12 protein-coding genes are annotated in these 13,706 nt (G+C 64.8%); 1 reads left to right on the plus strand and 11 read right to left on the minus strand.

Features of this window, described 5'->3' with window-relative positions; genetic code table 11:
* Positions 1-28: 28 nt before the first annotated feature.
* From IVB29_RS25505 to IVB29_RS25515, 3 genes are read right to left on the minus strand one after another with little or no spacing between them, the layout of a single operon-like run.
* A complete protein-coding gene (locus IVB29_RS25505; protein WP_247506161.1) occupies positions 29-2,257 on the minus strand; it encodes a N,N-dimethylformamidase beta subunit family domain-containing protein in 2,229 nt (742 codons plus the stop codon).
* Between the two features lie 10 nt (positions 2,258-2,267).
* A complete protein-coding gene (locus tag IVB29_RS25510; RefSeq protein ID WP_247506162.1) occupies positions 2,268-3,872 on the minus strand; it encodes an ABC transporter substrate-binding protein in 1,605 nt (534 codons plus the stop codon).
* A 20-nt stretch (positions 3,873-3,892) separates the two neighbouring features.
* The gene (locus tag IVB29_RS25515; protein WP_247506163.1) at positions 3,893-5,284 is read right to left on the minus strand and encodes an aspartate aminotransferase family protein; all 1,392 of its coding nucleotides are present in this window, start codon (positions 5,282-5,284) and stop codon (positions 3,893-3,895) included.
* A 128-nt stretch (positions 5,285-5,412) separates the two neighbouring features.
* Here IVB29_RS25515 and IVB29_RS25520 point away from each other — a divergent pair, with 128 nt between their 5' ends.
* Complete coding sequence (locus IVB29_RS25520; protein ID WP_247506164.1) at positions 5,413-6,168, plus strand: FadR/GntR family transcriptional regulator; 756 nt, start codon at positions 5,413-5,415, stop codon at positions 6,166-6,168.
* Positions 6,169-6,640: 472 nt separating this feature from the next.
* Here the strand turns inward: IVB29_RS25520 and IVB29_RS25525 are convergent, their stop codons facing one another.
* The 8 genes from IVB29_RS25525 to denD all read right to left on the minus strand — a co-directional run bounded on the left by IVB29_RS25525 (position 6,641) and on the right by denD (position 13,700).
* Positions 6,641-7,000 carry an OB-fold domain-containing protein gene (locus IVB29_RS25525; RefSeq protein WP_247506165.1) on the minus strand — a complete coding sequence of 120 codons (360 nt, stop codon included), beginning with the start codon at positions 6,998-7,000 and terminating at the stop codon, positions 6,641-6,643.
* Positions 6,997-8,133: a thiolase family protein gene (locus IVB29_RS25530; protein ID WP_247506166.1), complete on the minus strand. Its 1,137-nt coding sequence runs from the start codon at positions 8,131-8,133 to the stop codon at positions 6,997-6,999. The genes IVB29_RS25525 and IVB29_RS25530 overlap by 4 nt, the downstream gene beginning before the upstream one ends.
* A complete protein-coding gene (locus IVB29_RS25535) occupies positions 8,130-9,353 on the minus strand; it encodes a CoA transferase (protein ID WP_247506167.1) in 1,224 nt (407 codons plus the stop codon). The genes IVB29_RS25530 and IVB29_RS25535 overlap by 4 nt, the downstream gene beginning before the upstream one ends.
* A 119-nt stretch (positions 9,354-9,472) precedes the next feature.
* Entirely contained in the window at positions 9,473-9,679 is a 207-nt protein-coding gene (locus IVB29_RS25540; RefSeq protein ID WP_247506168.1) for a hypothetical protein, read from the minus strand.
* Between the two features lie 128 nt (positions 9,680-9,807).
* Positions 9,808-10,977, minus strand: a complete 1,170-nt coding sequence (locus IVB29_RS25545; protein WP_247506169.1) for an acetyl-CoA acetyltransferase — start codon at positions 10,975-10,977, stop codon at positions 9,808-9,810.
* 59 nt (positions 10,978-11,036) lie between these two features.
* Positions 11,037-11,687: a bifunctional 4-hydroxy-2-oxoglutarate aldolase/2-dehydro-3-deoxy-phosphogluconate aldolase gene (eda, locus tag IVB29_RS25550; RefSeq protein ID WP_247506170.1), complete on the minus strand. Its 651-nt coding sequence runs from the start codon at positions 11,685-11,687 to the stop codon at positions 11,037-11,039.
* A gap of 27 nt (positions 11,688-11,714) precedes the next feature.
* Positions 11,715-12,683 carry a sugar kinase gene (locus IVB29_RS25555; protein WP_247506171.1) on the minus strand — a complete coding sequence of 323 codons (969 nt, stop codon included), beginning with the start codon at positions 12,681-12,683 and terminating at the stop codon, positions 11,715-11,717.
* 30 nt (positions 12,684-12,713) lie between these two features.
* Positions 12,714-13,700: a D-erythronate dehydrogenase gene (denD, locus tag IVB29_RS25560; protein ID WP_247506172.1), complete on the minus strand. Its 987-nt coding sequence runs from the start codon at positions 13,698-13,700 to the stop codon at positions 12,714-12,716.
* Positions 13,701-13,706: the final 6 nt, after the last annotated feature.

The raw sequence follows: 13,706 nt of genomic DNA on the forward strand, positions 1-13,706 counted from the left end.
CTATTCGTGCACCGCCCCAAGAGCAACATCATGCCGAGGAGTTCGGCGCTGGAAACGGCGTCGAATCGGCAAAGCGCCTGACGATGTTGGTCACCAGCAGGGCCGCCACATTGTTGTAGCCGTCGACCGGCAGCGCGCCGATGAAATTCATCGAGCCGACCGAAAACACCGCGCCGCCATTCGGCGTCTCGAAGAAGGTCAGGTCGGAGCGGATGATGTCCTCGCGCGACGCCGGCCAGACATGGTCGTAGCGCTCTTCATTGACGGGTTGATAGGTCGGATCGTCGAGAACAGCCCGGCCGATGATGATCGCATGATGCGGCGTGCCGAGGCGCGTGTCCGCACGGTCGAGTTCGTGGCCGGCGGCGCCACCGCCCATGAAGCCGCGCTCGCCGAGCTTGGCACCGGGGCTCGCCAGATCCTCGATCCCCTCTCGCATGAACGCGACGCGGGGATCGAGAATGCCGTCGAGGAAGGTGTAGGGGAAACCCTTGTATTCCCCTTGCGTGCTGAAGCCGACGCCGACCAGCGCCTGCGGCGGGCGGCCGAGCCGTCGCCAGAGTCCGCCATAGGAGCCGTCGAACGCATGATAGCTCTCGCCGGGCAGCGTCTCCCAGAGCCGGATGCCGCCCTCGGCGCGCCGCAATTCGAAAGCCCAGGTGCCCGTCGCGTGTGGCACCACCTTCCAATAGAAGCCGTTGCCACCGAGATACATGAAGCGGCCGCCATTTCCGATGTAAGCACCGAGCGCATCGAGCGTCTCGTGCGTATGATATTCCGGATGCTGGCCGGTCAGAACGACCGAATATTTCGACAGCAGCTCGACGCCCTCGGCATGGACGTCGTGATCGGTGATGACCTCGAAGTCGATACCTTTGCGCGTGAGAAGATCGGTGATGGCGCTGTCGGCAGAGATCCAGTAGAGACCGGAACCGTATTCGCTGGGATCGACCAGATGAATCTGGTTGACGCGCTTGTCGATCAGCGGCCGGCGCATGGTCGACATCACCACACCACTGCCATCCGAATGGAAGTTGTAGGGCGAGACGCCGTATTCCGGATGGCCGTCCGGCGCCTGGGCCAGCGCGCCCCAGGCCAGCGACCGTTCCGTGATCAGGGCCTGCCTGCCCTTCTTCTGATACTGGCTATAAACCGTGTAACTGAAGGTCGGCGCCAGGAATGCCACCCTGGCCTGCGATCCCGGTATTTTGGCGCGGACATAAAAGACGATGTTATCGCGCACGCCATCTTTTTCGAGGTGCAGCGCATAGACGCCGCTTGTCCAGTCCTCAGGCACGGTAAAGCTCAGCGACGGCTGCCAGCCGGAATCACCGATATCGTCGTCGTGGAAATGGATCGCGCCCCAAAGCTTGGGATCTTCGGTCCAGCGATGCGTCACGCCGCCGGTCCAGCGCGAGCCCGTCATTGCGCGCGTTGGCAAATTGATGCAGGTGCCGTGCGCCTTGGCGGCGCCGATATCGGTCGCTGTGTCGGTCGGAATGCCGATGGAGAAATCCCATTCAGCAATGGCGGGTGCCGCCGCTCCAGAGGCCTGCGCGGCGATGACGCCGTCAAGGCCGGTGCCGCCATCGGTGATGCGCGGCCGTTCGATCTTGCCGTTGAAATGGTGGACCACCCTCTGGCCAGCGCGCTCCGCCGCAATCGCCGCCGCGCCCGTGCCGGCCAACGCAGCCTTTCGCGCACTCAGCGTTTTCATCGCGCGCTCGTCGCGGTCGAGCCTGATCTTGCGCGGCGCCTGTGCGATCGCCAGCGATCCGGTCGCGGGATCGAACAGGCAGGCGATATCGTGCCAGGCACGCTCGGTCAGCGCGACGCCGGTCTCGACCTCGACGGTGCCCTCGCCGGTGACGAGCCGGGCGAAAGCACCGCTTTCACTGATGCCGAGCGTCAGCGAACCGCCGGAGCCCGCAAAATTCAGCACGGCCTGCTTGCCCGCGGCGAGCAAGGTCGGCCACACGGTCGCAGCAAAGGCGACCGGACCCGCCGGCAACGCCAGTGCTGGTACATCGACCCATGAGCCCTTGGCGATGGTCTGCTCGATCCCATCGTGCTGGCCTTCGAGATCCCACTTGACCGGAATCTCGCGATAACCGGGCCCCTTCGGATTCGGGTCGCCACAGATCACGCGTGCGATCCGCGCCGAATAACGGCCGCCGCCCTTGACCGCGATCATGAACTTGATGTCGTCGCCGGGGCGCACGCTCCAGCGGTCTGCGTAGCCGGTGATTGGAAGCATCGAAAATCCTTCAGGCGCCGCGCACGTTCCAGAACAACGGCAGGCCCTTGAGTATGCCCGTCAAGCTCTTCTTGTAGGCGGTCGGCTGATAGAACACACCCAGCGGCACATAGGGAACATCGATAAAGCACTGCTTCTGCATCTCGATGCCAATCTTGGTCTGCGCGGCGGCATCGGGCGCGGCGAACCAGGAATCCCGGAGCTGCTCCAGCTTCTCGCTCTTGGCCCAGCCGAACGTCGCCTTGTCGCCGCTGCCGCGGATGAAGTTATGGGCCGACGGGTTCAGTTGCGTGACGCCGGCAGAATAAGTGCAGAACGCGCTGTATCCACCCTTGTCCGGAATCTCCCGGTTGCCCATGCGGCGCAGCATCGAGCCCCAGTCCATCATGACGTAATCGAGATTGAAGCCGAGCTTGCGGAACAGATCGGCGGTGACCTCGCTCATCTGTCCGATGACGGGGAAATCGCCCGGCGCCATCAGCAGCACCTTCTCGCCCTTGTAGCCGGCGTCCTTGATGGCCTTGGCGGCGGCGGCGATGTCCCGGGGGCTGGTCAGCGCGTCCATGCCGGCATCGTTCGCCATGACGCCACCGGGCGCGAAGTAACCGACCTTGTCGCGCCAGAGACTGGTGTCCTCTCCCGCAACCGCGGACATGAATTCCTTCTGGCTGATGGCGGAGAGCACCGCGCGGCGGATGGCCGGGTTGTCGAACGGCGGCTGCGTGTGGTTGAAGCGGAGCACGCCGACATTGCCGATGGGGTCGAGCAGTTCGACGTTCAGCGACTTGTTGCTCTTCAGCTTCGGCAACAAGTCGACGATGGGCTGATCCCACCAGTCGATCTCGCCTTGCTGAAGCGCGGCCGCGGCCGTCGCGGGATCCGGCAGGACCTGCCACTCGACCCGATCGAAATAAGCGACTTTCGGACCAGCAAGCAGGCTCGGCGTTCCCTCGGGGCGTGGCACATAGCCCTCGAAACGCGAGTAAACAAGACGCGCGCCGGGCACGTGCTGATCGGCCTGGAATTTGAAGGGACCGGAGCCGATCAGCTCCTTGACCGGCGTGACGCTGTCGGTCAGCGCCAGACGCTCCGGCATGATGAAAGCGATGATGGCACCGACCTTGCCGAGCGCTTCCGGCAGCAGCGGAAACGGCGACTTGAGCCGCCAGCGCACGGTCTTGTCGTCAGGTGCGGAGAGTTCGTCGACCAGAGTGAAGAGCGAATTACCGAACGCATCGCGCGAGGCCCAGCGCTTCAGGCTCGCCACCACGTCGCGTCCGCGCACGGGCTCGCCGTCGTGGAATTTCAAGCCGTCGCGCAAGATCATGGTCCAGAGCTTGCCGTCGTTCTCGATCGTGTGGCCGGCGACCATCTGCGGCTGAGCCTGGAATTTCTCGTCGACGCCGTAGAGGGTATCCCAGATCAGGAAACCGTGGTTCCGGTTGACCAGACCGGTGGTGATCATCGGATCGAGAATGGCCGCATCGGCCTGCGGCACGAAGCGCAGCACGCGCGAACCCTGCGCACGAGCCAACCGCGGCATTGGAAAAGTTGAGCTGAGGGCGACGCCGAGACCGGCGCCCAGGGTGGATCGGAGCAGGTCTCGACGGCGCATGTGATGGTCTCCTCAACGGATTACGAAGATGGACGGTTCTCGGCAAGCTTGGCTTCGGCGCTGGACAAGGTCCGCGCGAACAGGTCGAGCGCCTCGTCGACCCCGGCTTCGTCGATGATCAGCGGCGGACAGAACCCGATCGTGTCGCCCATCGCGCGGATGATCAGGCCATTCTCGATCGCAAGCGCATCGAACATCGCGCCGACCTTCAGCGCAGGATCGAACGCGCGGCGCGTCGCGGGGTCAGCGACCAGCTCGACGCCGATCATTAGTCCTTCGCCTCTGACCTGGCCGACGATGCGCGAATCCCGCGCGATCTGCTCGAGCCCTGAGCGGAGCCTGCCGCCCATGCGGCGCACATGCGGCACCACATCCATCTCGTGATAGATTTTCAACGTCTCGAGCGCGATGGCCGCGCCGACCGGGTGTCCGGAATTGGTGAAACCATGGCCGAACAGCTCGCCACCCTTGTTCATTTCGGCAAGCGCATCCCGGATCGGACGTCCGAGCAGTACGGCCGACATCGGGAAGTAGGACGAGGTGATGCCCTTGGCGAGCGCCACCATGTCCGGCTTCATGCCGACGGTCTGGCAGCCGAACCAATTGCCGGTGCGACCAAAACCGCAGACGACCTCGTCGCCGAGCACCAGAACGTCGTGACGGCGCAGCACCGCCTCGATCGCAGCGAAATATCCATTCGGCGGCACAACAATGCCGCCGCCGGCGTTGATCGGCTCGGCGATGAAAGCTGCAATCGTGTCCGGTCCCTCGGCCATGATCAGCGCTTCGAGATCCGCTGCAAGGCGATCGACGAACGCCGCCTCGTTCTCGCCAGGCCTGGTGCCGCGATAGGCATCCGGGCAATGCGTGTGCAGGAAGCCGTCGAGCGGCAGGCCGAATTCGCGATGCATGCGGGGCAGACCGCACATCGAAGCGGCAACGATCGTCGAGCCGTGGAAGCCGCGGTCGCGGGCGATGATCTTACGCTTCCCCGGCTTGCCATGGACCGCGTGATAGACCCAGGCGAGCTTCACCATGGTCTCGGTGGCTTCCGAGCCGGACGTGGCGAAATAGGCCTGCGCATCCGGGATCGGCGAGATCTCGACCAGCTTCTCGGCGAGGTCGATCGTGTTGTCGGGCGTCTTGTGATTGAAGCTGTGGTAGAAACCGAACTTGTCGTAGGCCGCAGCGGCCGCCGCCTTGAGCCGCGTCTCGGAAAAGCCGAGCGAGGTGCACCAGAGCCCGGCCATCGCCTCCAGATAGCGCTTGCCGCTTGCGTCGTAGACATGGACGCCCTCGCCGCGCGCCATGATCAGCGGTCCGGTTTCTGCATGTCGCTGAGGATTGGTCTGCGAGTGCAGATGGAATGCGATGTCACGCGCCTCGGCGGAATTCAGTCTTCTGTCGGACACGCGCGGACGCCCCGTCTTCCCCGCCGGTGATAGAGATCCGGCGTCAGTCGATCCCAATTGGTCAGGCCAAATTGGTCTGACCAGCTTGGCTTTCGTGCGGCAGCTTGTCAAACTCAAAAAAACAGCTGATGAGCACGAAGATGTTGCACGACCCTCCGTCCAGGCCTGAACGCAGCTTCGAGATCGTCGCGCGGCGCATTGCTGCAATGATCCAGGCGAGTTACCGCATCGGCCAGCGTCTGCCGGCCGAACGCGATCTCGCGAAGACGTTCGGCGTGTCGCGGCCGACGGTGCGCGAGGCCATCCTGTCGCTGGCGATGGCGGGGATGCTGAAGGTCCGCAGCAACAGCGGCGTCTATGTCATCAGTCGTCAGGAAGCGCCGGACGTGCATGTGCTCGAAGGCTTTGGGCCGTTCGAGAATCTGGAGGCGCGTCAGCTCATCGAGCCGCAGATCGCCGCGATCGCGGCGCAGCGCGCCTCGGAGGCCACCTTGGCGCAGCTTGCCGAAGCACTCGCCATGATGCGCTGGGAACATTCGCAGGGACGCGAGGCCGACACGTCGGACCACCGCTTCCACATGGTGCTGGCCGAGTCGACGGGGAACGGCGCGCTGGTGTCGATCAGCGACTCCCTGTGGCGCGCGCAAACCGAGTCCGGCATCTGGCAGGAGATTCACAACCACATGCAGATGGAGGATTATCGTCCCATGTGGCTCAGGGATCACGAAGCCATATTCCAAGCCGTGCAAGCGAGGAGCGCTCGCAAGGCGAGCCACGCGATGACGCGTCACCTCAACAATATCAGGGATGCGCTGATGGTGGCTTCGAAGGCCAAATCGATGGCCACGACGAAACCCGCGAACCCTCGCGGAAAAATCCGATAATTTATCGCGGTTGAAGAAAGTTCCCGCACACTCTGTGCTGCACGACCGCAACAGCAACATCATCGAGTCAAAATGCCGCCGCATTGCTGAACGACCTTGGCACAGTCGATATTCGCCGCGTGGGGACAAATCGCGGTGAGTACTCGCAAGGGGTGTTCCGAGTAAAAACAATTGGCCGTCGGGTGCGCGAGTAGCGCACACGATGAGTCACGCCCAGGTCTAGGGAGAAAAAGGCATGAAGGAAGCCACCAAGGGGGCGGCCTCGGAAGCGCTCGCGCATATGCTGGCGGTGATGGCAATGCTCGTCATCGCCAGCATCTTGTTCTACGGGCGCTAGTAAGAGTTGCGTGAGAGTTTTCGTCATTCCGGGGTGGCTCTCCCGGGACCGCGCAAAGCGCGGCCCTAGCAGGCCAGGCCCAGAATTCCCGTTCCAGGCTCGGTCCTTTGGACCGCCCCCGAATGACGAATCCCACTACTGCTTCTTCGAGAAGAACGGCACCAGTTTTCCGGCAAACGGCTTGAAGCCCGCGATCACTTCATCGCCGATGGCGAGATTGTTCTCGCCATGCGCCATCATGCGAAAACCCTCGGCGCAATCCACCAGCAAAATATTGTAGGGCACGTGCGCGCGCGTCTCGGGCGTGGCGGCGCGACAGACCAGCGAAGTCGCATAGACCCTGCCCTGGCCGCTGGCGCGCGCGTCGCGCGGGCCGGATGAGCCGCAGGCCGCGCAGAAGGCGCGATGGAAATATTGCACATGGCCGCATGAGGTGCAGGTCTGGTAGGTGATGGCTTGCTCGCCCTTGGTCCAGTCCGCCAGACGCTCGCTCATCGCACCTGCTCCAGAAACATGCTGACATGCGACGACAGCACGCCGCCGTCGCCGTGCAGCAGCGCGATCGAGGCGTCCTTCACCTGACGATTCGCCGCCCGCCCCGTCATCTGCAAATGCGCCTCGACCAGATGCGCCATGGCGCCGCCGACGCCGCAATGGCCATAGCTGAGCAGGCCGCCATGGGTGTTGAGCGGCATCGCGCCGTCGCGGCTGAAATGACCGGCGCGGACGCGGGCCGCTGCTTCGCCGCGAGCCGCGAGGCCGAGGTCCTCCAGCAACATGGCGAGCGTGATGGTAAAGCTGTCGTAGATCGCGGCGTAGCGCACGTCGGAGATCGCAAGGCCCGTGGCCTCCTTGGCGCGGGCGATGGAGATCTCGGCGCCAAGCTCGCTGAGTGCGGGCGCAGCCGTAACATGCTGATGCGTATGGGCCTGGGCGCAGCCGCGGATGCGCACGCCGGCCTGTCCAGTCCGCTCGCGGCTGATGACGAAAGCGGCGCCACCGTCGGACACCGGGCAGCAGTCGAGCAGTTTTAGCGGCATCGCCACCGGCTTCGAGGCCATGATTTCCGCGACCGTGATGGGATCGTGGAATTGCGCGCCGGGATGGGTGCAGGCGTGCGCGCGCATCAGCACGGCGAACTCGGCGAGGTCCTCTTCGGTCACGCCGTATTCATGCATGTAGCGCGTGGCGACCAGGCCGTAATAGGCGGGAATGGTCGGCCCGAGCGGCACCTCGTAGTCGGGATGGCCGACCTGCGCCAACGCCTGGATCGAGGCATCGCGGCTCTGCCCGGTGAGGCGGTTCTCGCCGGCGACGACGAGCACGTTGCGCGCAACGCCTGCCTCGACGAGGTGATGCGCCAGCATGGTCATCGCGAGCCCGGTGGCGCCGCCGACCTGGACGGCGTGAGCGTAGGACGGGCGGATACCAAAATGCTCGGCGAAGACGGTGGCGAGCATGATGTGTGGCGAGACGGTCGAGTAACCGCAGAGGATGCCGTCGATCTCGGCGCGCTTGAGCCCGGCATCATCGAGCGCGGCTTGCGCGGCCTTGCTCATCAGGTCGAGGGAGGATGAGCCTTCATGCTTGCCGAAGGGCGTGAGGCCGACGCCGGTGATGAAGCTCATGGCCGCACCTGCGCATCGTCATTCAGCGGCGGCGAACGGGTGACGCCATCGCGGACCATGGCGGCGATCTCGTCGGCGGAATAGCCGATCTCGCGCAAAATCTCCGCGCCGTGCTCGTTGAGCTGCGGTGCCAGCCGCGCAGGCTCCGCCCCCGTCTCCGACCAGGTCGCGGTCACCTTCATGCTGCGGATCGGACCTTCGGTCGGATGGTTGACGACCGGGAAGAAATTCGTCGCCTCCAGATGCTCGTCATGCAGCATCGACGCGAGGTCGTGCATCGGCATCACGGGCACATCGGCCTTCGTGAGCAGGTCGATCCATTCGGCCGTGCTGCGGGTCTCGAAGATGCGCGCGAGCTCGGCGTAGACGACGTCGATATTGGCGGCACGGCCCGCGAAGGTCGCGAACATCGGATCGGCGCGCAGATCGTCACGGCCGGTCGCCTCGAAGAAACTATTCCACTGCTTGTCGTTGTAGACGATGACGCTGAGATAGCCGTCCGAGGTCTTGTACGGCCTGCGGTCACGCGAGAGATGGCGGGCGTAGCCGCCCTTGTCGAGCGGCGGCTCATAGGTGAGCCCGCCCATGTGGTCGCCCATGACGAAGCCCGCCATGGTCTCGAACATCGGGATGTCGACGCGCTGACCACGCCCGGTGCGGTCGCGATGCACGAGGCTGGCGCAGATCGCGCCGACGGCGGTGAGGCCGACGATGCGGTCGACCAGCGCGTTCGGCACATAGCGCGGCACGCCGTCGCCGGTCTGCGCCATCAATGCGGGGAGCGCCGTCGCGCCCTGGATCAGATCGTCATAGGCGGGTTTTGCGGCATAGGGCCCGTCCTGACCAAAACCGAACACGCCGGCATAAACGAGACGCGGATTGATTTTTGAGACGACGTCGTAGCCGAGCTGAAGCCGCCCCATCGCCTGCGGACGGACGTTGTAGACGAGAACGTCGGCGTCCTTCAGCAGCCGCAGCACGGCATCGCGCCCCGAGGGCTTCTTCAAATCGAGGCAGATCGAGCGTTTGCTGCGGTTGGTGTTGAGGAACACCGGGCCCATGCCGGCGTGGCGCATCGGGCCGATCAGGCGGGTGACGTCGCCGTCGAGCGATTCCACCTTGATGACATCGGCACCGTAGTCGCCGAGCATCTGGGTCGCATAAGGCCCCATCAGCACGGTGGTCATGTCGACGACCTTGATGCCCTTCAGCGGCCCCATTCGTTCGCTCCCGATTGCGCGGGCTCAAATGAGCTCCGCGATTTCGGTCCAGCTAAAGGCAGTGACGCCCCACGCGCAAGGGCGGCCGGCGTATGGCCGCATGCGCGGCTGTACCCCCGCTATTTCTTCTGGCGGGAGTCGCGGATCTTGATGAGCCGGTCGAGATCTTCGTTCTGCTGGTTGATGCGATCGGCGATGCGCGACTCGTTCTGCTCGCCGGAGGCAGCCGCGGCCTGCTCGATGAGCTGGCGGATATTGTCCTCGAGGATCGCGATGCGATCGTTGAGTGCGTCGAGAGAAAGGGAGTCTTCGTAGTCATTGCTCATGATGCTTTTCCCGCAAATCACTCAGGAGCCGTAGGGTGGGCAAAGCGAAGCGTGCCCACCATGATCCAGCGCAAGGAAAGCGGTGGGCACGGCGCTTTCGCGCCTTTGCCCACCCTACAGCACCGAGTCTACTTCAGCGGCTCCAGCACGGAAACGTAATTGGCGACGGCCGCGCCGCCCATGTTGAAGATGCCGCCGAGTTTTGCGTTCTTGAGCTGCATGCCCTCGGGTGCTTGGCCGGCGAGCTGCATCGCGGTCATCACGTGCATGGAGACGCCGGTGGCGCCGATCGGATGGCCCTTGGCCTTGAGGCCGCCGGACGGATTGACCGGCAGCTTGCCGTCCTTGAGGGTCCACCCTTCCTTGATGGCGCGGGCGCCCTGCCCCTTCGGCGTCAGGCCCATCGCTTCGTATTCGATCAGCTCGGCGACCGTGAAGCAGTCATGGGTCTCGACGAAGGAGAGATCGGTGAGCGCGATACCCGCCTGCTCCAGCGCGCGCTGCCAGGCAACCGTGCAGCCCTCGAACTGGAGGATGTCGCGCTTGGACATCGGCAAAAAGTCCTGGGCGTGCGCGGTGGCGCGGAAGCCGATCGACTTGCCCATGCCCTTGGCGGTCTCGGCATCGGCCAAGATCAGCGCCGCGGCGCCGTCGGAGACCAGCGAGCAGTCGGTCCGCTTCAGAGGGCCGGCGACATAAGGGTTCTTCTCGCTCTCGGCGCGGCAGAAGTCGAAGCCAAAGTCCTTGCGCATCTGGGCGTAGGGGTTGGCGACGCCATTCTTGTGGTTCTTGGCGGCGATCAGCGCCAGCGCATCGGACTGGTCGCCGTATTTCTGGAAGTAGGAGCTGGCGATCTTGCCGAACACCCCGGCGAAGCCGCCCACGGTGTCTCCATCCTCAGGCAGATAGGATGCCTTGAGCAGGTTCTTGCCGATCTCCGGTCCCGGCGTGCGCGTCATCTGCTCGACGCCGACGACCAGCACGATCTTGGCGGCACCGGCTGCGATCGCGCGAACACCCTGGTGCACGGCGGCAGATCCCGTGGCGCAGGCATTCTCGACGCGGGTGGTCGGCTTGAAGCGCAGTTTCGGGTCGGCCTGGAGCACCAGCGAGGCGGTAAAATCCTGCGCCGAGAAGCCGGCGTTGAAATGGCCGAGCACGATTTCGTCGACATCGGAGGCCGAAATGCCGGCATCGGCCATCGCCTCATTGGCGACGCGGGTGACGAGGCTTTCGACGGTTTCGGTGTCGAACTTGCCGAACGGGGTATGCGCCCATCCGACGATGCTGGCGGTCATGGTCTCTTCTCCCTGGGGTCTCTGCCTGAGCTAAGTCTTAGCCCAGGGTTGGCAAGACTTCACGCGGGTTTAAGGGCCTGGAGGGTGCGCTGGCAGATGGCAGTTATGCCGGCCCAGTTCCCGGCCTTGATCTCCGCCGCCGGGCACAGCCAGGAACCGCCGACCGCGACCACATTGGGCTCGGCGAGCCAGGTCGCCGCATTGGCCTCGCCGATGCCGCCGGTCGGGCAGAACCGCACGTTCGGGAACGGGCCGCCGAGCGCACGCAGCCCCTTGATGCCGCCGGCCTGCTCGGCCGGGAAGAATTTTGCGACGTCGAGGCCGTAGGACAACGCCATCATCAGTTCGGACGCAGTGGCGATGCCCGGTGCGAACGGCAAGGAACTGTCGGCAGCGACCTTGAGGAGATCGGGGGTCATGCCCGGGCTGATGCCGAACGCGACGCCGAGCTTCTCGACGCGGGTGAAGTCGGCCGGATTGAGGATCGTGCCGATGCCGACCACCGCCTCGGGGACCTCGGACATCATCGCCCTCGCCGCCTCGATTGCAACGGGGGTGCGCATGGTCACCTCCAGCGTGCGGACGCCGCCGGCAACCAGCGCACGCGCCAGCGGCACGGCGTCCTGGATACGCTCGATGGTGAGGACGGGAATGACGGTCGCGGCCTTGAAGAGCGCGACAAGGTGGTTCTGTTGAGCGGTCGTGGTCATCTCTTGGATCTTACCTTGGTCTCGATCTCACTTGGTCGCTTGGCGAGAGGTCGCCGGCCGGTGCCGCTTCTTCGGCGGCATGGCATAGCCCGGAACGATGGCGCCAGCATAGCAGATCACGAGGCTGGCGAGGCGATGTCCGGCCTGGGCCGCCTCGACCGGATCGGAACCGGCAAGCCGGGCCGCGATATAGGCCGCGGCAAAGCTGTCGCCGGCGGCCGTGGTATCAACGACCGGTTTTGTCATGGGTTCGGCACGGACTTCACTCGTGCCGCCGGGGAAGCGCAGCAGGCTGACGGGCTCGGCGAGGCGGAACACCAGTTCGGGCGTGGGAATGCGCGCCATCAGCTGGTCATGGCTCTCGCCGGGATACAGTGCGAGCAGATCCTCGGTCGAGGTCAGAACGATGTCGGCGGCCGCAAAGGCTGCGGCAAACACCTCGCGCGCGACATCGCGATCGGGCCAGCCGCGCGCGCGGAAGTTGGTGTCGAACACGAAGCGGGTGCCGAGCAGGCGCGCGCGCTTGATCGCCGCGAACAGGCGATCGCGCCCGGCCGCATCGTAGATCGAGAGCGTGATCGCCGAGAGATAGACGATGTCGTAGCTCATCAGCGAGTTGAGCAGCTCGTCCGTCTCGGGCAAGCTCATCAGCTGGCGCGCCGCCGCACTGTCGCGCCAGTGGAAGAACTGGCGCTCGCCCTTGGCGTCCAGCTGGATCATGTAGAGGCCGGGCAGCTTGCCCGGCAGCCGCATGACCCGCCTCGTGCCGATGCTCTCGGCATTCCAGGCCGCGATCATCTCATCGCTCAGGGCGTCATCGCCGAGCGCGGTGAGATAGTCGACCTTGACCTCGAGCCGCGCGAGATACACCGCCGTGTTGAGGGTGTCGCCGCCGAAGCCGCGCGAGTACAGGCCACCGCCCTGCCCGGTGGATTGTCCACCCTGGGCCTGCCGGAGCTCGACCATGCATTCACCGATGCAAGCTACGCTCGCCATCGTCATATCCACGCTGTTCATCTGATACGATCAGGCGACGAAATTGCCGCCGAGCTCGTCGTCGATGTGAATGCGGATGATATCGTCGAAGGTCTTTTCTTCGGTGGTGAAGCCGAGCTCGCGCGCCCGCTTCGCCTCGAAATTGCGCGGCCAGCCGCCGACGATGCCGGCGATGAAGGGATCGAGCTCGTGCTTGATGCGCGCGGCGACCTTGTCGCCGGCGACACGCTTGAGCGCGGCGATCTGCTCGCCGACCGTTGCCGAGAAACCGGGCATGGTCAGGTTACGACGCGGACCGACCTTGGCGAGGTCCATGGTGCCGGCATGGAGCAGGAAGCCGACGGCGGAGCGCGGCGTGGCGTGCCAGTGGCGGACGTCCTCCGAGACCGGGAGAACCGCTTCCTTGCCGGCCAGCGGCTCGCGCAGGATGTTGGAGAAGAAGCCCGATGCCGCCTTGTTGGGCAGGCCGGGCCGGATGCAGATGGTCGGCAGGCGGATGCCGATGCCGTCGAGGAAGCCGCGGCGCGAATAGTCGGCCAGCAGCAATTCGCCGATCGCCTTCTGGGTGCCGTAGCTGAGCAGCGGCGTGTGGAAGAACTCATCGCCGATGGCGTCCGGGAACGGCGCACCGAACACCGCGATCGAGGACGTGAACACCACGCGCGGCTTGTAGCCGCCGCCGACGAGCCTGACGGCGTCGAGCAGCATCCGCGTGCCGTCGAGATTGATGCGGTAGCCCTTATCGAAATCGAGTTCGGCTTCGCCCGAGACGATAGCCGCGAGATGGAAGATCGCGTCCGGACGGCCCGCGACCAGCTTCTCGGCCGCGCCCGGGATGGCGAAATCGCCCGACACCGTCTCGACGGCAAAGGGGGCCTTGTCCGGCTTCTTCGGCTCGACCACGTCATGCATGGTCAGCTTGGTGATCTCGCTCTTGCCGAGCCGGCCGTCGCGCAGCAGCCGTTCACACAGTTTACGGCCGACCATGCCGGCGGCGCCCAGAACCAGAATGTGCAAGAGCCT

The organism is Bradyrhizobium sp. 1, assembly GCF_023073315.1.
Lineage (GTDB): Bacteria > Pseudomonadota > Alphaproteobacteria > Rhizobiales > Xanthobacteraceae > Bradyrhizobium.

Bases quoted from the DNA above. Each gene is read 5' to 3' on its own strand.
- IVB29_RS25505 (WP_247506161.1), bottom strand. From the start codon at position 2,257: ATGCTTCCAATCACCGGCTACGCAGACCGCTGGAGCGTGCGCCCCGGC.
- IVB29_RS25510 (WP_247506162.1), bottom strand. From the start codon at position 3,872: ATGCGCCGTCGAGACCTGCTCCGATCCACCCTGGGCGCCGGTCTCGGC.
- IVB29_RS25520 (WP_247506164.1), top strand. From the start codon at position 5,413: ATGAGCACGAAGATGTTGCACGACCCTCCGTCCAGGCCTGAACGCAGC.
- IVB29_RS25525 (WP_247506165.1), bottom strand. From the start codon at position 7,000: ATGAGCGAGCGTCTGGCGGACTGGACCAAGGGCGAGCAAGCCATCACC.
- IVB29_RS25530 (WP_247506166.1), bottom strand. From the start codon at position 8,133: ATGAGCTTCATCACCGGCGTCGGCCTCACGCCCTTCGGCAAGCATGAA.
- IVB29_RS25535 (WP_247506167.1), bottom strand. From the start codon at position 9,353: ATGGGGCCGCTGAAGGGCATCAAGGTCGTCGACATGACCACCGTGCTG.
- IVB29_RS25540 (WP_247506168.1), bottom strand. From the start codon at position 9,679: ATGAGCAATGACTACGAAGACTCCCTTTCTCTCGACGCACTCAACGAT.
- IVB29_RS25545 (WP_247506169.1), bottom strand. From the start codon at position 10,977: ATGACCGCCAGCATCGTCGGATGGGCGCATACCCCGTTCGGCAAGTTC.
- eda (WP_247506170.1), bottom strand. From the start codon at position 11,687: ATGACCACGACCGCTCAACAGAACCACCTTGTCGCGCTCTTCAAGGCC.
- IVB29_RS25555 (WP_247506171.1), bottom strand. From the start codon at position 12,683: ATGGCGAGCGTAGCTTGCATCGGTGAATGCATGGTCGAGCTCCGGCAG.